This window comes from Phenylobacterium hankyongense (genome assembly GCF_003254505.1).
GTDB lineage: Bacteria > Pseudomonadota > Alphaproteobacteria > Caulobacterales > Caulobacteraceae > Phenylobacterium > Phenylobacterium hankyongense.
In genome coordinates, this window is the sequence record NZ_QFYP01000001.1 from 1,255,310 (window position 1) to 1,274,658 (window position 19,349).

The 19,349-nt window shown below is 72.1% G+C and carries 20 protein-coding genes; 4 read left to right on the top strand and 16 right to left on the bottom strand.

The window, feature by feature from the left end; genetic code table 11:
• From DJ021_RS06055 to DJ021_RS06070, 4 genes are all read right to left on the bottom strand, one after another.
• The gene (locus tag DJ021_RS06055) at nucleotides 1-1,740 is read right to left on the bottom strand and encodes a heparinase II/III family protein (protein WP_133254953.1); all 1,740 of its coding nucleotides are present in this window, start codon (nucleotides 1,738-1,740) and stop codon (nucleotides 1-3) included.
• A gap of 17 nt (nucleotides 1,741-1,757) precedes the next feature.
• On the bottom strand, nucleotides 1,758-2,420 hold the full coding sequence (gene rpe, locus DJ021_RS06060) for a ribulose-phosphate 3-epimerase (RefSeq protein ID WP_111456693.1): 663 nt from the start codon (nucleotides 2,418-2,420) through the stop codon (nucleotides 1,758-1,760).
• A gap of 195 nt (nucleotides 2,421-2,615) precedes the next feature.
• Nucleotides 2,616-3,908, bottom strand: a complete 1,293-nt coding sequence (locus DJ021_RS06065; RefSeq protein ID WP_111456694.1) for an RsmB/NOP family class I SAM-dependent RNA methyltransferase — start codon at nucleotides 3,906-3,908, stop codon at nucleotides 2,616-2,618.
• A gap of 42 nt (nucleotides 3,909-3,950) precedes the next feature.
• Entirely contained in the window at nucleotides 3,951-4,340 is a 390-nt protein-coding gene (locus tag DJ021_RS06070) for a hypothetical protein (RefSeq protein WP_111456695.1), read from the bottom strand.
• 99 nt (nucleotides 4,341-4,439) lie between these two features.
• Here DJ021_RS06070 and DJ021_RS06075 point away from each other — a divergent pair, with 99 nt between their 5' ends.
• The gene (locus DJ021_RS06075; RefSeq protein WP_111456696.1) at nucleotides 4,440-4,643 is read left to right on the top strand and encodes a DUF1674 domain-containing protein; all 204 of its coding nucleotides are present in this window, start codon (nucleotides 4,440-4,442) and stop codon (nucleotides 4,641-4,643) included.
• On the opposite strand, the gene pyrF is transcribed toward DJ021_RS06075, so the two are convergent.
• The gene (gene pyrF / locus DJ021_RS06080) at nucleotides 4,640-5,341 is read right to left on the bottom strand and encodes an orotidine-5'-phosphate decarboxylase (protein WP_111456697.1); all 702 of its coding nucleotides are present in this window, start codon (nucleotides 5,339-5,341) and stop codon (nucleotides 4,640-4,642) included. The genes DJ021_RS06075 and pyrF overlap by 4 nt on opposite strands.
• Before the next feature lie 72 nt (nucleotides 5,342-5,413).
• Here pyrF and DJ021_RS06085 point away from each other — a divergent pair, with 72 nt between their 5' ends.
• On the top strand, nucleotides 5,414-6,109 hold the full coding sequence (locus DJ021_RS06085; protein ID WP_111456698.1) for a MarC family protein: 696 nt from the start codon (nucleotides 5,414-5,416) through the stop codon (nucleotides 6,107-6,109).
• Nucleotides 6,110-6,326: 217 nt separating this feature from the next.
• On the opposite strand, the gene DJ021_RS06090 is transcribed toward DJ021_RS06085, so the two are convergent.
• The 7 genes from DJ021_RS06090 to DJ021_RS06120 form a co-directional block, all read right to left on the bottom strand.
• Nucleotides 6,327-6,833: a GNAT family N-acetyltransferase gene (locus DJ021_RS06090; protein WP_111456699.1), complete on the bottom strand. Its 507-nt coding sequence runs from the start codon at nucleotides 6,831-6,833 to the stop codon at nucleotides 6,327-6,329.
• Complete coding sequence (locus DJ021_RS06095; RefSeq protein ID WP_111458994.1) at nucleotides 6,830-7,714, bottom strand: ParB/RepB/Spo0J family partition protein; 885 nt, start codon at nucleotides 7,712-7,714, stop codon at nucleotides 6,830-6,832. The genes DJ021_RS06090 and DJ021_RS06095 overlap by 4 nt, the downstream gene beginning before the upstream one ends.
• A gap of 10 nt (nucleotides 7,715-7,724) precedes the next feature.
• Nucleotides 7,725-8,549, bottom strand: coding sequence for a ParA family protein (locus DJ021_RS06100; protein WP_111456700.1), 825 nt, complete (start codon nucleotides 8,547-8,549; stop codon nucleotides 7,725-7,727).
• Nucleotides 8,533-9,195 (bottom strand): 16S rRNA (guanine(527)-N(7))-methyltransferase RsmG, encoded by a 663-nt coding sequence (gene rsmG / locus DJ021_RS06105; RefSeq protein ID WP_111456701.1) that lies wholly within the window; start codon nucleotides 9,193-9,195, stop codon nucleotides 8,533-8,535. Before rsmG ends, DJ021_RS06100 begins: the two co-directional genes overlap by 17 nt.
• Entirely contained in the window at nucleotides 9,173-11,032 is a 1,860-nt protein-coding gene (gene mnmG / locus DJ021_RS06110) for a tRNA uridine-5-carboxymethylaminomethyl(34) synthesis enzyme MnmG (protein WP_111456702.1), read from the bottom strand. Before mnmG ends, rsmG begins: the two co-directional genes overlap by 23 nt.
• 203 nt (nucleotides 11,033-11,235) lie before the next feature.
• A complete protein-coding gene (gene mnmE / locus DJ021_RS06115; protein ID WP_111456703.1) occupies nucleotides 11,236-12,573 on the bottom strand; it encodes a tRNA uridine-5-carboxymethylaminomethyl(34) synthesis GTPase MnmE in 1,338 nt (445 codons plus the stop codon).
• A complete protein-coding gene (locus tag DJ021_RS06120; RefSeq protein WP_111456704.1) occupies nucleotides 12,570-12,812 on the bottom strand; it encodes a DUF6489 family protein in 243 nt (80 codons plus the stop codon). Before DJ021_RS06120 ends, mnmE begins: the two co-directional genes overlap by 4 nt.
• A gap of 99 nt (nucleotides 12,813-12,911) precedes the next feature.
• Between DJ021_RS06120 and DJ021_RS06125 the strand changes: the two genes are divergently transcribed.
• Nucleotides 12,912-13,607 carry a dienelactone hydrolase family protein gene (locus tag DJ021_RS06125; protein ID WP_111456705.1) on the top strand — a complete coding sequence of 232 codons (696 nt, stop codon included), beginning with the start codon at nucleotides 12,912-12,914 and terminating at the stop codon, nucleotides 13,605-13,607.
• Between the two features lie 6 nt (nucleotides 13,608-13,613).
• The gene (locus DJ021_RS06130) at nucleotides 13,614-14,585 is read left to right on the top strand and encodes a quinone oxidoreductase family protein (protein ID WP_111456706.1); all 972 of its coding nucleotides are present in this window, start codon (nucleotides 13,614-13,616) and stop codon (nucleotides 14,583-14,585) included.
• 211 nt (nucleotides 14,586-14,796) lie between these two features.
• Here DJ021_RS06130 and rho read toward each other — a convergent pair whose 3' ends face one another.
• The 4 genes from rho to hemE form a co-directional block, all read right to left on the bottom strand.
• Nucleotides 14,797-16,215: a transcription termination factor Rho gene (gene rho / locus DJ021_RS06135; protein ID WP_111456707.1), complete on the bottom strand. Its 1,419-nt coding sequence runs from the start codon at nucleotides 16,213-16,215 to the stop codon at nucleotides 14,797-14,799.
• 225 nt (nucleotides 16,216-16,440) lie between these two features.
• Nucleotides 16,441-16,908 (bottom strand): CopD family protein, encoded by a 468-nt coding sequence (locus tag DJ021_RS06140; RefSeq protein ID WP_243625913.1) that lies wholly within the window; start codon nucleotides 16,906-16,908, stop codon nucleotides 16,441-16,443.
• Nucleotides 16,905-17,942 (bottom strand): ferrochelatase, encoded by a 1,038-nt coding sequence (hemH, locus tag DJ021_RS06145; protein ID WP_111456709.1) that lies wholly within the window; start codon nucleotides 17,940-17,942, stop codon nucleotides 16,905-16,907. Before hemH ends, DJ021_RS06140 begins: the two co-directional genes overlap by 4 nt.
• Before the next feature lie 154 nt (nucleotides 17,943-18,096).
• Entirely contained in the window at nucleotides 18,097-19,152 is a 1,056-nt protein-coding gene (gene hemE, locus DJ021_RS06150; RefSeq protein WP_111456710.1) for a uroporphyrinogen decarboxylase, read from the bottom strand.
• Between the last annotated feature and the right edge of the window lie 197 nt (nucleotides 19,153-19,349).

Here is a 19,349-nt window from a genome sequence, read left to right on the forward strand (position 1 = left end):
TTAGGCCTCGTCGGCCTCTCCGTCAACGCGCCCGCGCGCCGCGGCCGACAGCTTCCAGCGCACCCGCGCCCCGGCGTCGAGCCGGGCCTGGCCGCGCAGCACGATCTGCTGCGAGCGCCGCGGCTGGCCCTGGTGGTAGTGCAGCGAGGGTTCGATCGCGACCTCGATGGCGTCGTTGCGCAGCCACCAGCCGCTCTCCTGGCCCTCGGGCTTCAGGAGCACGCTCTTCTTGTCGCGCGAGATCAGGGCGCTGACCTCGGGGTGCAGGTGAAAGCGGACCATGAACGGCGCGAACCGCCGCCCGCCCGGCCGGCCGCCGGGCCCCACCGGGGTGAACCGATCCTCGCCGCGCAGCTCGTCGGCCTCGATGTCGATGTAGAGCCGGCGCTCATGACGCAGGCCGAAGCGCTTGGCCCAGCCGTCGTGGGCGAGCTCCAGCCACAGCGCCCCGGGCGCCTCGTGGCGGCGCGTCTCCACCGCCCCGTAGCCGTCGACCAGTCGCGGCCCCAGCACCTGGGCCGGGAAGCCGCGCAGCGGCTCGCCGCAGGGCGCGTCGCCGAGCGAGGCGGTGGAGGCGGCGTCCACCAGCCGCATGGCCTGCGGCCCCTGGGCGTCCGGCGACCAGCCCGCCCCGACGATCAGCCGCCGGGCGCCGGCCAGCACCTCGATCGCCAGCGGCTGGCCGCAGGCGGTGACGCTCCACGGGCCCGCAGGCGCCGCCGCGGCGTCGGCGACGATCTGCAGCGAGCGCGCCTCCAGGCGCTGATAGCCGTTGCGCGCGGCGGGGACCGTGCGCGCGCCGAGCTCGTCCTGCGCCCGCGCCGCCGCCACGTAGCCGGCCTCCAGCTCGTCGCCGCCGTGGAAGGCCGCCAGCCGGCCGTCCGCCAGGGTGAAGAACCGCACCGCCGCCGCCAGCCGGTCGATGGCCCGCAGAACCTCGTCCGGCGCGGCCATGCCCCGCTGCACCAGGGCCTCGTCCAGGGTCATCAGGTCGAACAGCAGCTCCAGCGCCGCCTGCGGGCTGCGCGAGGCGTGGCCGCCGTCGGCCGGCACGCTCACCGGCAGGCAGGCCTCCAGCCGGCGCAGCGCCCGGGTCAGCAGCCGCTCGCCGGCCGCGCCGCCCAGCGCCGCCCCGGCCACCGCCGCCGCCACCGCGCGCTCGGCGGCCCGGGCGGGGCCTTCCGGCATGCTCAGCAGGAAACGGGCCTGGCGGGCGAGGTCCAAGGCGATCTGCGCGGTCTCCGCCTCCGAGGCGCGGACGCACAGGGCGCGGGCGGCGCAGGCGAGGTTGAACACCCGCCGCTCCAGCACCTCGGCGCTCCAGGCGAAGGCGTTCCAGCGGCCGAACAGCCGGCGCCACTCCAGCGTCAGCCGCAGGCCCTCCACCGCGCCCTCGGGCCCGGCGGCGAGCAGCCCGCCCATCCAGCCGAAGCGGTGCAGGGCGACGGCGAAGCGGCGGCTGGGGCTCGGCCGGTCCCAGGGATCGCCCCGCGGCCCCACCGCCAGGGTCTCGCCGGCCAGCAGGAAGGCCCCGGCGAGGATACGGCGGCCGGTCTCGGGGTCGGCGGGCCGCAGGTCGGCGGGGGTGGCGGCGAGGCCTTCCGGCGCGGGATGGACGAGCGCCCAGCGGCGCGGCGGGCTCGTCGCCCACGCCTGCGCCAGCCCCACCCGGAGGGCGAGCGCCAGCGCCGGGACCACATGGCGGCCGGGCGGAAGGGACGGCGGGGAGGCTCCTGCCATGCCGCGCCGCGCTTCCCCTAGCCGCCGCGCAGGGCGCGGATGTTGTCGGCGTAGCGGTCGGGCCCGCCGCGGAACACCGCCGTGCCCGCCACCAGCGCCGTCGCCCCGGCCGAGATGCAAAGGGGCGCGGTCTCCGGGGTCACGCCGCCGTCGACCTCCAGCGGGATGTCGCGGCCGGTGGCGTCGATCATCTTGCGCAGGCGTTCGATCTTGGCGAGCTGCGAGCGCATGAAGCTCTGGCCGCCGAAGCCCGGGTTGATCGACATCACCAGGATCAGGTCGACGTCGTCCATCATCCACTCGATCACCGACGGATCCGTGGACGGGTTGAACACCACCCCGGCCTTGGCGCCGAGTTCGCGGATCCGCTTCAGCGTCCGGTTCAGGTGCGGTCCGGCCTCGGGGTGCACGCTGATCAGGTCCGCCCCCGCGGCGCGGAACGCCTCCAGGTAGGGATCGGCCGGGGCGATCATCAGGTGGACGTCGAAGGGGATCTTCACGTGCGGCCGGAGCGCCTTCACGATGTCGGGGCCGAGCGTGATGTTGGGCACGAAATGGCCGTCCATGACGTCCACGTGCAGCCAGTCCGCCCCGGCCGCCTCGACGGCCCGCGCCTCCTCGCCCAGCCGGGCGAAATCGGCGGCGAGGATCGAGGGCGCAATGATCGGCGAAGACGGCATGGCCCCGACTTAATCTGATGCGCGCGACGCGGCTAGAGGCTCGGGTCGTGCTACCCCCTTCCAGTCATCCCCGCGAAAGCGGGGACCCAGGCTTTTTTCCTTTGTCGCTGACACCGGCGAAGGGCGGCGAACTCGCTCGGCAGAAACACAAAACACCTGGGTCCCCGCTTTCGCGGGGATGACCGGGGGGACGCCCTACTCCGCCCGCCGGAACCGGGCGATGTAGAAGCCGTCCGTGCCGCCTTCGCGGTGGTGGGGCAGGATGCGCAGCGTGCCGTCGGCGCGCAGGCTGGCGGCGGGCGCGCCGCCCTCGCCCGGCTCGATCGGGTCGGGGCCGAACTGCGGGGTGCGCGACAGGAAGGCCTGGGCCTGGGCCTCGCCCTCCTCCGGCTCCAGCGAGCAGACGCAGTAGACCAGCCGGCCGCCCGGCCTGGTGCGGCGGCCGGCGGCGTCGAGCAGCCGGCTCTGCACGGCGGCGAGCCCGGCGATGTCGCTGGCCTTGGCGGCCCACAGCACGTCCGGGTGGCGGCGGAAGGTGCCGGTGGCCGAGCACGGCGCGTCCAGCAGCACGGCGTCGAACTGCCGGGTCCCGCCCCACTGCGCGGCGTCGGCGGTGACCACCTCGGCGGTGAGGCCGACGCGCTCGAGGTTCTCGGCCACCCGCATCAGCCGGCCGGCGGACTTGTCGACGGCGGTGACCTTGGCCCCGGCGGCGGCCAGCTGCAGGGTCTTGCCGCCCGGCGCAGCGCACATGTCGAGCGCGGTCTCGCCCTCCTCCACCTTCAGCAGGCGGGCCGGCACGGCGGCGGCGGCGTCCTGCACCCACCAACGGCCCTCGGCGAACCCCGGCCAGGCCGAGACCTCGCCGCGCAGGGCGGTGCGCAGCGTGCCGCCGGCCAGGATCTCGGCCTCCAGCGGCCCGGCCAGCGCCGCGGCGTCGGCCTTGACCCGCAGCGACAGGTCGGTGGCCGGTTCCTGCGGGATCAGGCCGACGATGGCCCGGGCCTCGGCCTCGCCGAACGCCGCGCGCCAGCGGGCGTAGAGCCACATCGGCGCCAAGAGGTCCGGCTGGTCGAGGTCCGGCGGTTCGCGGACCAGGCCGCGCAGCACCGCGTTGACCAGCCCCTTCAGCGGCCGGCTGCCCTTGTCGGCGGCGGCGAGGTCCACCGAGGTGGTCACCGCGGCGTGGGCCGGGGTGTTCAGCACGAAGGCCTGGGCGACGCCCAGCCGCAGGATCTGCACCACCCGGTCGGACGGCGGCTTCGACAGCCGCGACTGCAGGGCCGCGTCGATGGGGCCCAGCCGGCGCAGGGTGGCCATCACCAGGGCGCGGGCGAAGGCGCGGTCGCGCGGCTCCAGCGCCTTCAGCGCCGGATGGTTCAGCCCCTCGTCGAGGCCCGCCCGACGGGACAGGGCGGCGGACAGCAGGTCGAGGGCCGCGGCGCGCGCCGGCAGGCCCTGGACGTCGTTCGGTTCAGGATTGCTCACCCGCGCGGCGTGCCCGCTTAGGCGCGCCGGCGCAAGAGGCGATCAGGCGGCGGCGGCCGGCGTGCGGCCGACGGTCAGCACCGCCGCGCCGAAGGTCAGCATGCCGGCGACGATCAGCACCTCGCCCACCACCATCACCGGGATCACGGCGGCGTCGCCCTTCAGCAGCATCGCCAGCAGCGGCAGGGTCACCAGGTTGCCGAGGTTGGAGATGGTGAAGTTGGCCCAGGCCAGCCTGGCCGGCGCACGGTCGCCGGCGATGCCGTAGAAGGCCCCCATCACCGCCAGGCTCGCCCAGCCCAGCAGGTTCATGTGCGCGTGGACCGGCGTCAGCAGGTGGTCGTTGGACGCGGCCATCACCATGCCCAGCACCATGCCGGCCAGGGCGTAGAGCACCGCCGTTCCGAAGAAGGCGATCGAAATCCGAGACATGAGTTTCCCCCCGAAAACAGATGCCGGAAGAAAACCAGCGTTTGGTGACCGTTGCAACTTCAGCCCGCGAGGCTGGTCTTGGCGGCCGCGCGGACCTAAATGAGCGCCATGGACGACACGCCCCCCAACGCCGCCCCCGGCAAGCCGCTGACCCCCGAGGCCCGCCGCGCCCTGGAAGAGGCCGAGGCCCGCCGCCAGGCCGAGGCCGCCGCCCAGCTACCCCCCGAGCAGGGCGGCCCCAGAGGCCCCGAGCCCACCCGCTTCGGCGACTGGGAGCGCAAGGGCATCGCCGTCGACTTCTAGCCGCCCGCCTGGGCCATTTCCGCCGCCACCCGCAGCGCCGCCGCCTGCGGATCGTTCGCCGCGGTGATCGGCCGGCCGCAGACGATGTGCGAGGCGCCGGCCTGCAGCGCCTCCAGCGGCGTCGCGGCGCGGGCCTGGTCGTTCTTCGCCGACCAGTCGGGCCGCACGCCCGGCGTCACCACCAGGAAGTCCTTGCCGCCCCGCGCCCGGGCCAGCGCCGCCTCGTGCGGGCTGGCGATCACCCCGTCGCAGCCGGCGGCGATGGCCTGGTGGATGCGCCGCTCCACCAGCGCCCGCGCGCCCTCGGCGTAGCCCATCTCGGCCAGGTCCTGGTCGGCCAGGCTGGTCAGCACCGTCACCGCCAGGATCTTCAGCCCCGAGCCGGCCCGGCCGCGCACCGCCGCGGCCATCACCTGCGGCTCGCCGTGCACCGTCAGGAAGTCGCAGCCGGACTGCGCCAGCACCGCGGCCGAGCGCTGCACGGTGGTGCCGATGTCGTGCAGCTTCCAGTCGAGGAACACCTGCTTGCCCAGCCCCTTCAGGTCGCGGGCCAGCCCCATGCCGTCGCCGGTGGCGAACAGCTCCAGCCCGACCTTGTAGAAGCTCACCGTCTCGCCCAGCGCCGCCACCAGGGCGCGCGCCTCCTCGGCGGTGGGCACGTCGAGGGGAACGATCAGGCGCGGGTCGGCGGCGGCCATGGCGGGCTCCGTTGGGGGTCGCGCCTCCACCTTGGGTGGTCGGCGCGCATCGATTTGGGCTAAGAGCTGTGCATGAGCCACGCGGACTTCGCGGTCAACTTCTTCGTCGCCCTGTTCGCCCTCCTGGATCCGGTGGGCAACGTGCCGGTGTTCGCCGCCGCCACCGCCGGCGCGAGGGGCAAGGACCGGGCCCAGATCGCCCTCTACATCTCGCTGTTCGTGGTCGGCTTCCTGACCTTCTTCTACTTCTCCGGCCTGTCGCTGCTGACCTTCTTCGGCATCTCGCTGCCGGCCTTCCGCATCGCCGGCGGGGTGATCCTGTTCCTGCTCGGGCTGGAGATGGCGCGCGACGACTTCACCGCCAGCTACGCCGACGCCGCCGACGCGCCGGCCGCGGCCGGCGACCGGCGCGGTTACGCGCGGCGCCGCTTCGAGCGGATGATCGTGCCCTTCGCCATGCCGCTGCTGATCGGCCCCGGCGCGATCTCCACCGTGGTCATCTACGCCAGCCAGGCGCGGCAGTTCGGGCTCGGCGGCGCGGCCATCGGCGTCGGGGTGATCGTCGCCGTCTCCCTCAGCACCCTGCTGGCCTTCCTCGCCACCCCGCTGATCACCCGCATCCTCGGCCGCATCGGCCTGACCATCATCGTCCGCGTGCTGGGCCTGATCCTCTGCGCCATGGCCGTGCAGTTCATCCTCGGCGGCATCGCCGATTCCACCAGCGGCCTGATCCGCACGGACGCCGCGACGCCCTACGCGACGAAGTGAGGACCGCCACACCTCCCCCTGTCATCCCGGAAAGCGCAAAGCGCTTGTCCGGGACCCATGAACACTGACGCCTCCCATTCGTCATGGCCCGGCTCGTCCGGGCCACCCAGCCCGAGGCGCCCGCCGCAGCTGATGACGTCCGGCTTTGGGATGGGTCACCCGGACGAGCCGGGTGATGACGAGGTGGGTTGAGGGCGGTTGCCGCTGAGGGGGAGCGCTACCGCACCCGCGAATAGAGGAAGCAGTCCTCCGGCTCCGCCGAGCTGTAGCCGGCCTTGCGCAGGATCCCTTCGCGGGCGTAGCCGCAGGCCTCGGCCAGGCGGGCCGAGGCGGCGTTCCAGGTCTCGATCACCAGCTGCAGCCGGTGGCAGCCGGGATGTTCCGTGAACAGATGATCTCCGAAAAGCCGAAGCGCTTCAGAGGCAGAGCCCCGCCCGCGGTCGGCCTCGTGGTGGAGGATGTAGCCGATCTCGAAGCCGTGGACGCCGGGCCCGGCGCGGTAGAACTGCAGCGTCCCCAGCAGCCGGTTGGTGGCCTTGTCGGCGATCGCCGCGGCGCCGGCCACCTGCGTCCAGAAGCCGGTCTGGTGGAACGCCTCCACCAGCCGCGGCAGCGCCGTCCCCGGCTCCGTGATGAACAGGGTGTATTGGAAGGGCGCAGCCTGCTCGAGGTCGGCCAGCGCGAGGCGGCGCACCCGGACCCGCTCGCCCTCCCCGAGGATCATGTCCGCGTCAGGCGCCGGCAGATCTCGTCCAGCTGCTCCAGGGTGGCGTACTTGATCTTCAGCTCGCCGGCGCCGCCGCGGTCGAGGATGTCGACGCTCATGCCGAGCGCGTCCTCCAGGTCGGTCTCCAGGGCGGCGGTGTCGGCGTCCTTGGCGGCGCGGCGCGGCCCCGAGGCCTTCTTCGGCCCGGCCGCCTTGGCGCGCACCAGGGCCTCGGTGTCGCGCACCGAAAGCCCGCGCGCGACCACCTGCTCGGCGATCCGCTCCTGGTCGTCGGAGGCGAGGATGGCGCGGGCGTGGCCGGCGGTGAGCCGGCCGTTCAGCACGTGCTCCTGCACCGGATGCGGCAGCTGCAGCAGGCGCACGGTGTTGGCCACGTGGCTGCGGCTCTTGCCCACCGAGTTGGCCGCCTGGTCCTGGGTGTAGCCCATGCGCCCCATCAGGGCCATGTAGGCGCGCGCCTCTTCCATGGCGTTCAGGTCCGAGCGCTGGACGTTCTCGACGATGGCGATCTCGAAGGCCTGATTGTCGCCGAGTTCGCGCACCAGGGCGGGAATGGTCTTCAGCCCCACCCGCTGGGCCGCGCGCCAGCGGCGCTCGCCGGCGACGATCTCGAACTGGCCGGGCTGGGCGCGCGACGGCCGCACCAGGATCGGCTGCAGCACGCCCTTGTCGCGGATCGAGGTCTCCAGCTCGGCGAGGTCGGCTTCCGAGAAGTACTGCCGCGGCTGTTCGAGGTTGCGGTAGATCAGCTCGATCGGGATCTCGCGGACGCCCTCGCCGGCGACGCCGCCCGTGGCGGTCGCGCCCTCGGCGCCCTCCTCCGCCTCGCCCAGCAGGGCCGAAAGCCCCCGGCCCAATCCCCTGCGGCCTTCAGCCATCATCTCCCCCTCAGGCCGCGCCGGCGGCCAGCTTCTGGTGGCGCGCGCGCTCGCGCAGCACCACCTCGCGGGCGAGCTTCAGGTAGGCCTGGCTCCCCGCGCACTTCAGATCGTAGACCAGCACCGGCTTGCCGAACGACGGCGCCTCGGAGACCCGCACGTTGCGCGGGATCATCGTCTGGTAGACCGTGTCGCCGAAGTGGCCGCGGACGTCGCCGGCCACCTGTTCCGACAGGCTGTTGCGGCGGTCGTACATGGTCAGCACCACCCCCTGGATCTCCAGCCGCGGATTGAGGCTGCCGCGCACCAGGTCGATGGTCCGCATCAGCTGGGTCAGGCCTTCCAGCGCGAAGAACTCGCACTGCAGGGGCACCAGCACCGCGTCCGCCGCCGCCATGGCGTTGACGGTGAGCAGGTTCAGCGACGGCGGGCAGTCGATCAGCACATAGGTGTAGGCGCCCGCGTGGCGCACCGGCTCCAGGGCGTCGCGCAGCTTGAACGAGCGCCGCGCCTGCTGGCCGAGCTCCAGCTCGATCCCCGACAGGTCGGGGTCCGAGGGCGCCAGGTCGAGGCCGGGCACCGAGGTCTTCACCACCGCGTCGAGGACGGTCTTCTCGCCCATCAGCACGTCGTAGAGGGTGGTCTTGCGCTGGGCGCGGCCGACGCCCAGGCCGGTGGAGGCGTTGCCCTGCGGGTCGGAGTCGATCAGCAGCACCCGCTCGCCGACCGCCGCCAGGGCGGTGCCCAGGTTGATCGCCGTGGTGGTCTTGCCGACGCCGCCCTTCTGGTTGGCGATGACGAGGACGCGCAGGGGCCGGTCAGACTTTACGGGCACGACCGAGCCTCCTCACACGCACCACCCGACCGCGGGGATCACTCAAAGAAGGCACGCTGTCCGCCTCGAATTCCCAATATCTTGTAGCTTCTTCCAGATCGGCCGCAACATCTTGGCCTTTCAGGAAGAGGCCGAGCGCGCCGGCCTTCAGGTAGGGCCGGGCGTACCCGAACAGGCGGTGCAGCGGCGCGCAAGCCCGCGCGGTGACGATGTCCACAGCTAGAGTGAGGTTTTCCGCACGCTGGTGATGCACGGTGGCCGGCAGGGCCAGTTCCGTCACCACCTCGGCCAGGAAGCGGCAGCGCTTGGCCATGCTCTCCACCAGGTGGACGTGGAAGCCCTCGCGGCCCTTGCCGAGGATCGCCAGCACCACGCCCGGCAGCCCGGCGCCGGCCCCGAGGTCGGCCCAGGTCAGCGACTCCGGCGGCGCGATCTGCAGGAGCTGGGCGGAATCCCAGGCGTGGCGCGACCAGAAGACGTCGAGGGTCGCCGGGCCCACCAGGTTCATGTTGGCGTTCCACTCGGCGAGCAGGACGCGGAAGCGCTCCAGGTCGGCGACCTGGGCCGGCGTCGCGCCGCTGGCGCGGGCGAAGCTCTCGGCGTCGACAACCTCCACGGCGGCCTCAGGCTGCGCGGCGTCGGACATGGGCCAGGAGGGCTGTGAGCGCGCCGGGGGTGACGCCTTCGATGCGGGCGGCCTGGCCCAGGGTCAGCGGTCGCACCGCCGCCAGCTTCTCGCGGATCTCGTTGGAGAGCCCGCCGACCGCGGCGTAGTCCAGCTCGGCCGGCAGCCGCAGGTCCTCGTCGCGGCGGAAGGCGGCGACGTCGGCCGCCTGGCGGTCGAGGTAGCCGGCGTAGGAGGCGTCGATCTCCACCTGCTCGCGCACGGCCGGCCCCCAGGCGGCGACCTGCGGCCAGATGCCGGCGAGGTCGTCGAAGCCGATCGAGGGATAGGCCAGCAACTGCATCAGGTTGCGGCGCTGGCCGTCGGCCTTCACCGGCAGCCCGGCCTTGGCCGCCTCGGCCGGGGTCAGCGTCAGGGCCTCGGCCTCGGCGCGCGCCGAGGCCAGGGCCGCGGCCTTGGCCGCGTAGGCCTCCGCCCGCGCTGCCCCGACCACGCCCAGGGCGATGCCCTTGGCGGTGAGCCGCTGGTCGGCGTTGTCGGCGCGCAGGGTCAGGCGGAACTCGGCGCGGCTGGTGAACATCCGGTAGGGCTCGGTCACCCCGCGGGTGACCAGGTCGTCGATCAGCACGCCGATATAGGCCTCGTCGCGGGCGAAGGCGGCGGGCTCGTCGCCGGCCGCGGCGCGCGCGGCGTTCAGCCCGGCGACCAGCCCTTGCGCGCCCGCCTCTTCGTAACCGGTCGTGCCGTTGATCTGGCCGGCCAGGTAGAGGCCCGGCAGCGCCTTGACCTCCAGGGTCGGGTAGAGCTCGCGCGGGTCCACGTAGTCGTACTCGATGGCGTAGCCGTAGCGCCGGACCACCACCTGCTCGAGGCCGGGGATGGTGCGCAGGAAGAGGTCCTGGGTCTCTTCCGAAACCGAGGTGGAGATGCCGTTCGGGTAGACGGTGTCGTCGTCCAGCCCCTCCGGCTCCAGGAAGATCTGGTGGCTGGTCTTGTCGGCGAACCGCACCACCTTGTCCTCGATCGACGGGCAGTAGCGCGGGCCGCGGCCGGTGGCGCGGCCGCCGTAGACCGCCGACTCGGTCAGCCGCCCGGCGATGATCCGGTGGGTGTCGGCGGTGGTGTAGGTGATCCCGCAGGCGATCTGGCGGACGCTGATCGCCTCGGTCAGGAAGGAGAACGGCACGGGCGTCTCGTCGGCGGCCTGCATCTCCAGCCGGTCCCAGGCGATGGTCGAGCCGTCCAGCCGCGCCGGCGTGCCAGTCTTCAGCCGGCCCATGCGCAGGCCCAGCGAATAGAGCCGGTCCGACAGGCCGATGGCCGGCGCGTCCCCCACCCGGCCAGCGGGGATCCGCTGCTCGCCGCGATGGATGACGCCCTTCAGGAAGGTGCCGGTGGTCAGCACCACCCGGCCGGCCCGGTAGGTCTCGCCGCTGGCCCCGACCACCCCGGCCACCCGGCCGTCGGCGATGATCAGGTCCTCGACCGCCTCCGCCGTCACCGTCAGGTTGGGGGTGGCGAACAGCTCCGCCTGCATGGCCTCGCGGTAGAGCCGCCGGTCGATCTGCGCCCGCGGCCCGCGCACCGCCGCGCCCTTGGAGCGGTTGAGCATCCGGAACTGGATGCCGGCCTTGTCGGCCAGCCGCCCCATCAGCCCGTCGAGGGCGTCGATCTCGCGGACCAGGTGGCCCTTGCCCAACCCGCCGATGGCCGGGTTGCAGCTCATCTCGCCGATGGTCTCGAGCTTGTGGGTGAGCAGCAGGGTGCGCGCGCCCGTTCGGGCGGCCGCGGCGGCCGCCTCGCATCCGGCGTGTCCGCCGCCGATGATGATCACGTCAAAGCTCATGGAGCCCGCCATATAGTCGATCGGCGGCGGTGTTTCACGTGAAACGTCGGCCGCCGTGTTTCACGTGAAACAGCTACCCCCCCACCACGGGCCAAATTGCTCCCCCGCTGGGGGAGCTGTCGGCGCAGCCGACTGAGGGGGTCCTCCTAGGTCCGTGCGGACCCCCTCCACCGCTACGCGGTTCCCCTCCCCCAAAGGGGGAGGAACTGAGGGCGTCACTTGCCGATGCAGAAGGTCGCGAAGATCTTGCCCAGCACCGCCTCCGGGTCGATGCGGCCGGTGATGCGGTCGAGCGCGCGGGCGGCGAGGCGGACGTCCTCCGCCGCCAGCTCCAGCGCCTCGTCCTGGGCCAGCGCGTTGCGCAACCGCTCGGCGGCTTCCAGCAAGAGGTCGCGGTGGCGCAGGCGGGTGGCGGCCGGCGGCGCGGCGCCGGCCAGGGCGTCGATCACCCGCTCGGTCAGGGTGGTCTTCAGCCAGGCGACGTCGTTGGGTCCGCGAGCGGTGACCGCCATCACCGGAAGCCGTCGCTCGGCCGCCTCCTCCACCGCCTTCCAGCCGGCCTCGTTCTCCGGCAGGTCGCGCTTGGTGAGGATGCAGAGGTCGCCCGGCTGCAGCTCGCGAGGGACCTCGGCCCTGCCCTCGGCAGAGCCGTCCACCAGCCAGAGCCGCAGGTCGGCGGAGGTCGCCCAGGCCCGCGCCCGGCGCACGCCCTCGGCCTCGATCTCGTTGTCGGTGTCGCGCAGGCCGGCGGTGTCGGCCAGCAGCACCTTGTAGCCGCCCAGCACCATCGGCACCTCGATGATGTCGCGGGTGGTGCCGGGCGTGGCGGTGACGATCGCCGCCTCGCGGTCGGCGAGCGCGTTCAGCAGCGTGCTCTTGCCGGCGTTCGGCGCGCCGACCAGGGCGATGCGGTAGCCCTCCCGCACCCGCTCGCCGCGCTCAGCGTCGGCCGCCGCGGCCTCAAGCTCGCCGATCAGCTGCTCCAGCACCGGCCGGGCGCGACCCGCGACGTCGGCCGGGACCTCCTCGTCGGGGAAGTCGACCGCCGCCTCGAACATCGCCAGAGCCTCGGTGAGCGCCTCGCGCCAGCGGGCCTGGACCTGCGACAACCGGCCGCCGAGCTGCTCCAGGGCCTGGCGCCGCTGGGCCTCGGTCTCGGCGTCCACAAGGTCGGCGACGCCCTCCGCCTGGGCGAGGTCGAGCTTGCCGTGCTCGAAGGCCCGGCGGGTGAACTCCCCGGGCTCGGCCAGCCGCAGCCCCATGACCGACAGCGCCGCGATCAGCGCGCCGACCACCGCGGCGCCGCCATGCAGGTGGAACTCGGCGCAATCCTCGCCGGTGTAGCTGGCCGGTCCGGGGAACCACAGCACCAGGGCGCGGTCGATCTCCACGCCCTCGGCGTCGTAGAGCCGTTGCAAGGTCGCGCGCCGCGGCTCCGGCAGGCCGGCGGCCAGGCGGCGCACGGCGGTCTCCGCCTCGGGCCCCGACACCCGCACCACCGCCACCGCCGCGCGGCCGGCGGCGGTGGCCGGCGCGAAGATGGTGTCGCTCATTTCCGCGGCGAGGCGCCGCTCATGCCGACTTCCATCAGCTTGCGGAAGTGCTCCTGGGCGCCGGCCCCGAAGGCCATCCAGTTCTTCAGCAGCTCATCGGGCGACAGGGCGGCCATGTTGGCGTCGATCCGCTTCTGCATCTCGCCCACCAGATGCTCGTTGAGCGTGCTCACGTCCGGCAGGCCCATGAACCGCCGGGCCTCCTCCGGAGTGCAGTCCACTTCGATGGTCATCTTCATGGCGGTCGCCTTTGCGCTCTTACGCAATCGTTATGGCCGCGACCGGCCCCCTCGCGCTAGTAGCCGTAGCCTAGGGCATTGCGAAAACGGAGACCCTCCATGGGCGAACGCATCACCATCACCACCGAAGACGGCGCCTTCTCGGCCTATGTGGCGCGACCCGACCGCTCGCCGGCCCCGGCCGTGGTGGTCATCCAGGAGATCTTCGGCGTCAACCAGGTGATGCGGGACGTCACTGACGGGCTTGCGGGCCAGGGCTTCCTCGCCGTCTGCCCGGACCTGTTCTGGCGGATCGAGCCCGGCATCGACATCACCGACAAGTCCGAGGCCGAGTGGAAGCGCGCCTTCGAGCTGTTCAACGCCTTCGACGTCGACGCCGGGGTGAAGGACATCGCCGCCACCATCGACGCGGTCCGCAAGGACCCCGGCTGCAACGGCAAGGTCGGCGTGGTCGGCTTCTGCCTGGGCGGCCTCCTGGCCTTCCTCGCCGCCACCCGCACCGACACCGACGCCGCCGTCGCCTACTACGGGGTCGGCATCGACGCCCGGGTCGCGGAGGCCGACAAGCTGGCCGAGCCGCTGATGCTGCACATCGCCGAGGAAGACCAGTTCGTGCCCAAGGCCGCGCAGGAGATCATCCTGCAGGCGCTGAAGAACCATCCGCAGATCGAGGTCCACACCTACCCAGGCCGCGACCACGCCTTCGCGCGGGCTGGCGGCGAGCACTACGACGCCGCCGACGCCCAGCTGGCCGGCGGCCGCAGCCTGGCCTTCTTCCAGAAGCACCTGGGCTAGACGGCCATGCGCGCCATCCGCTTTTCCCAGACCGGCGGCCCCGAGGTCCTCGAGCTGGTGGAGGTCGAGACCCCGACGCCGGGGCCCGGCCAGGTGCTGATCCGCCACCAGGCCGTCGGCATCAACTTCATCGACACCTACCACCGCACCGGCCTCTATCCGCTGAAGCTGCCGTCCGGCCTCGGCTCGGAAGCCGCCGGCGTGGTCGAGGCGGTGGGCGACGGGGTGACCCGGTTCCAGGTCGGCGACCTCGCCGCCTACGCCGGCGGAACGCTCGGGGCCTACGCCGACTACGCGGTCGTGCCGGCCGAGCGGGCGGTGAAGCTGCCGCCGGGCGTCGACGCCCAGACCGCCGCCGCCGCCCTGCTCAAGGGCATGACCGCGGAGTTCCTGCTGCGCCGCTGCTATCCGGTGCGCGACGGCCAGACCATCCTGGTCCACGCCGCCGCCGGCGGGGTCGGCCAGATCCTGGTGCAATGGGCCAAGGCGCTGGGTTGCGACGTGATCGCCACCGTCGGCACGCTGGAGAAGGCGGAGCGGGCGCGTGAGCACGGCGCCGACCACATCATCCTCTACCGCGACCAGGACGTGGCCGCGGAGGTGAGGCGGATCACCGGCGGCCAGGGCGTGCCGGTGGCCTATGACTCGGTCGGCAAGGCGACCTTCGAAGGCACCCTGGCCAGCCTCGCCCGGCGCGGAACCTTCGTCAGCTTCGGCAACGCCTCCGGGCCGGCCCCGCCGGTCGAGCCGCCGCGGCTGATGCGGGGCGGCTCGCTGTTCTTCACCCGCCCCACCCTGTTCGACTACATCGCCACCACCGAGGAGCTCGACGCCAGCGCCGGCGCCCTGTTCGAGATGATCCTGTCCGGCCAGGTGAAGATCGAGGTCGGTCAGACCTTCCCGCTCGCCGAAGCCCGCCGCGCGCACGAAGCGCTGGAGAGCCGCCACACCATCGGAGCCAGCCTGCTGATCCCGTAACGGCGGCCATGTTTCACGTGAAACAGGCGCCCTACCGGACAGCCCATAAAAAAAGAGCGCCAACCGCGAGGCTGGCGCTCTTTTTGGTAGTTCCTCCCCCTTCTGGGGGAGGTGGCCCGAAGGGCCGGAGGGGGTCAGCCCCGACCTCGGGGGACCCCTTCAGTCGCTCCGCGACAGCTCCCCCGGAGGGGGAGCAACGGCTCTGGCGGACTTAGGTGTTCATCGACTGGAAGAACTCGTCGTTGTTCTTCGAGGCGCGGAGCTTGTCGAGCAGGAACTCGATAGCGTCCTGGGCCCCCATCGGGTTGAGGATCCGGCGCAGGATGTAGGTCTTCTGCAGCTGGTCCTTCGGGGTGATCAGCTCTTCCTTGCGGGTGCCGGACTTCAGCACGTCGATGGCCGGGAAGATGCGCTTGTCGGCGACCTTGCGGTCCAGGATGATTTCCGAGTTACCGGTGCCCTTGAACTCTTCGAAGATGACTTCGTCCATCCGGCTGCCGGTGTCGATCAGGGCGGTGGCGATGATGGTCAGCGAGCCGCCTTCCTCGATGTTCCGCGCCGCGCCGAAGAAGCGCTTGGGACGCTGCAGGGCGTTGGCGTCGACGCCGCCGGTCAGCACCTTGCCGGACGACGGCACCACGGTGTTGTAGGCGCGGCCGAGGCGGGTCACGGAGTCCAGCAGGATCACCACGTCGCGCTTGTGCTCGACCAGGCGCTTGGCTTTTTCGATAACCATTTCCGCGACTTGCACGTGGCGGGTGGCCGGCTCGTCGAAGGTCGAGGCGATCACCTCGCCCTTCACCGTGCGCTGCATGTCGGTGACTTCCTCCGGCCGCTCGTCGATCAGCAGGACGATCAGATAGGCCTCGGGGTGGTTGGTCTCGATCGACTTGGCGATGTTCTGCAGCATCACCGTCTTGCCGACCCGCGGCGGGGCGACGATCAGGCAGCGCTGACCCTTGCCGAGCGGGGCGACGATGTCGATCAGCCGGCCGGAGCGGTCCTTCAGGGTCGGGTCCTGGATCTCCATGTGCAGCCGCTCGTCCGGATAGAGCGGCGTCAGGTTGTCGAACAGGACCTTGTGGCGGACGTTCTCGGGGTTCTCGAAGTTGATCAGGTCGACCTTGACCAGGGCGAAGTAGCGCTCGCCCTCGCGCGGCGCGCGGATGGCGCCGTCGACCGAGTCGCCGGTGCGCAGGCCGAACTTCCGGATCTGCGAGGGACTGACATAGATGTCGTCGGGACCCGGCAGGTAGTTGGCCTCGGGGCTGCGCAGGAAGCCGAAGCCGTCCTGGACGACCTCGAGCGTGCCCGAGCCGGAGATCTCGATCCCCTCCTCGGCCAGGGTCTTGAGGATCGCGAACATCATGTCCTGCTTGCGCATGGAGTTCGCGTTTTCGACCTCCATCGTCTCGGCGAAGGACAACAGGTCGGCCGGGGACTTGTCCTTCAGCTCCTGCAGGCTCATCCGCGTCAGGCCCATGGCCGCGATGGCCGCGCCCAGCTCGGAGGGTTCGTCGGAGCCTTCGGCCGCCTCGGCGGCGGCTTCGGTGTCCTCGGCGGAGGTGTCGGCGACCAGCGGCTCGAGGACGGTGTCGTCGGCGGTCGGGGTGGGATTGTCGTCTTGCATGTCGGGTGCTCGTTGAGGCCCGCGGACCCGGACAGACTCCGGGCGCGGCCTTGGTAAGGGATGCGGGCGCTTCGTCAGCGCCGATGTGGTCGTTCTCGTGGGGGCCGGTGGGGCTGCGCGGGTGCCGCGCGGCGACCGGAAAGATGCGGGGCGCGCCGGGTTCGCCGACGCGTGGTTGATCGGAACCACATGCCCGCCCCGCGGTCAAGCGGAGCCGCCGTCACATCACCGGCTGCCGAACTCCGTGGTGACGGCCAGGACCATGACGATGGCCGCCAGGAACGGCAGCTCGTTGGTCATCCGCCAGAACCTGTTGGAGCGGGTGTTGCGGCCGGCGGCGAAGGCCTTGCGCGCCCGACCAAGATAGTGATGCCAGCCGGTCAGGAAAAGCACCCCCGCCAGCTTGGTGACCATCCACGGCTGGCCGAGGAAGCCCCAGCCGCGGATGTGGCCGTCGACCCAGATCAGCGTCAGGCCGAAGATCCAGGCCGCGATCATCGCCGGGTTCATGATGATCCCCAGGAGCTTGGCCTCCATGGTCTGGAAGGTCAGGTCCATCTCCGAGCCGGCGGTGGCCTTGGCATGGTAGGCGAACAGCCGGGGCAGGTAGAGCAGGCCGGCCATCCAGGCGATCACCGCCAGGATATGCAGGCCGCGCCACAGGTCGTAATGGGCGAGCATCCAGTCGGTCACGCGGCCTTCTCCTTGCGACAGGCGCATTGGCTGAGGCCCGCCGGGCACAGCCAGGGTCCGAACGGCGCCGGCCCGCCCGGGCGGCCGAGCGCGGCCAGGGCCGCGGCGGCCAGGCTGTCGACGAACGCCTCGCGCACGCCGGGCGTCGGGCTGCGCAGGTAGGGCGAGCAGCCGACCTCTTCCGCCAGCTTCGCGTATTCGTGGTCGAGCTCCACCAGGGTCTCCACGTGCTCGGAGACGAAGGCGATCGGGGCGATCAGCACCCCCTTGCCCTCGGCGCCCGCACGGCGGACCTCGTCGTCGGTGGAGGGCTCCAGCCACTTCAGGCGGCCGACCCGGCTCTGGTAGCAGACCTTCCAGTCGGCAAGCTCCGGCAGCCGGGCGGCGATGGCCGCCGCGCTGGCCTCGATCTGCGCCCGATAGGGGTCGCCGGCGTCGACGATCTTCTGCGGCAGCCCGTGAGCGGAGAACAATAGCCTGATATTGCTGGGCTTTTCCTCCGCCTCCCAGAGGTTGCGGATGGCCTGGACGTGGGCCTCGATGAGGCCGTCGGCGGTGGGATAGCAGCAGACCGTCCGGCTGCGGCCGGGGCCGCGGTAGGCGCGCCGCCAGTCCTTCACCGAGGAGGCGGTGGTGGTGGTCGAGTGCTGCGGATAGAGCGGCAACAGGACGATCTCGTCCGGCGCGAAGGCGGCCACCTGGCGCGCGGTCTCGCCGGCGAACGGCTTCCAGTAGCGCATGGCGATGAACACCCGCGACTCCAGCTCCGGCGCGGCGGTCTTCAGGGCCGCGGTCAGCCGGCGGGCCTGGGCCTCGGTCTCCGGCAGCAGGGGCGAGGCGCCGCCCATGATGTCGTAGTTGGCGCGGGCGAGCTTCTCGCGGGTGCGGGAGATGAAGCTCGCCAGCGGATAGCGCGCCACCGCCGGCAGCCCGATGATCGCCGGGTCGCGGAACAGGTTGAACAGGAACGGCCGCACGGCCTGCGGCCCGTCCGGCCCGCCGAGGTTGAAGAGGACGACCGCGAGCCGGGTCATCTGTTGCTCCCCTTCTGGGGGAGCTGTCGCGGAGCGACTGAGGGGGCTTCATTCGCAGCGCCGGGGCTGGAATCCCCTCCGTCGGCTTCGCCGCCACCTCCCCCTGATCGCGCTGCGCGCTGGGGGAGGAACGATGCGCAGAGAACCGGCGATGTCACGCCGCGAACGCCTTGGCGCGCTTGCCCGTCACCCGCTCGACCACCCGGGCGATGTGCTCGATGGGGGTGTCCGGCAGGATGCCGTGGCCGAGGTTGAAGATGTAGGGGCCGGCGCCCCACTGCTCGATCAGCTGGTCGACGCGGGCGTCCAGCGCCGGGCCGCCGGCGCGCAGCAAGAGGTTGTCGAGCGCGCCCTGGATGGTTTTGCCCTGGGCCTGCAGCCGGCGGCCGAGGGCGGCGCTGGCCTGGGTGTCGAGCGCCACGGCCTCCACCGGCACGCCCTCCGCGTAGCTGTCGACCAGGGCCCCGGCCCCGCGCGGGAAGCCAATGAACGGGACGGTGACGCCGGCGGCGCGGACCTTGTCGACGATGCGGGCGTGCGGCCCGACCACGATCCGCTCGAAGACGTCCTCCGCCAGGCCCTCGGCCCAGCTCTCGAAGATCTTCAGCGCCTGGGCGCCGGCGCGGGCCTGCATGACCAGGTAGCGCGCGGTGGCCTCGACCAGCACGTCCAGCAGGGCGTCGAGCTTTTCCGGATGCTGGTAGGCGTAGGTCCGGGCGGCGGTGCGGTCGGACCCGCGACCCTCGATCATGTAGGTGGCGACCGTCCACGGGCCGCCCGCAAAGCCGATCAGCGCCCGGTCCGGCTCCAGCTCGGCCCGCACGCGCGACAGGGTCTCGCCGATGTCGGCCAGCCGGCCGGTGGAGGCGTCGATCTGGTCGGCCAGGGCGGCGATCTCCGGCAGGGCGCCGAGACGGGGACCTTCGCCGGCCTCGAACCAGACCTCCTGGCCTAGGGCGCGGGGGATCAGCAGGATGTCGGCGAACACGATGGCCGCATCCAGCGGAAACCGGCGCATCGGCTGCAGGGTGGCCTCGGCGGCCATCTCCGGATTGTGGCAGAAGGCGATGAAGTCGGAGGCGCGGGTCCGGAGCTCGCGGTACTCCGGCAGCGAGCGGCCGGCCTGGCGCATGAACCACACCGGCGGCCGGTCCAGGGTCTCCCCGGCCAGGGCGCGCAGCAGTCGGGGGGTCTCGGGCTCACCGGTCATGGGGCGGGTTAAATCGCGTTGCCGCCTTGGGCTCAAGCCTGCTCGCGTTTCGCCGGCCTGTCCTGCCTTCCTTCTATCCTTAAGAATTAGAAAATGGGTTGGAGTAGGAAGTCGTAGGGCCTGTCGACTCCGTGGACAACTTTCCGGCCCCTGCGACACCACGGACCTTCTCCCCAGCTTATCAAGGACTGGCATCA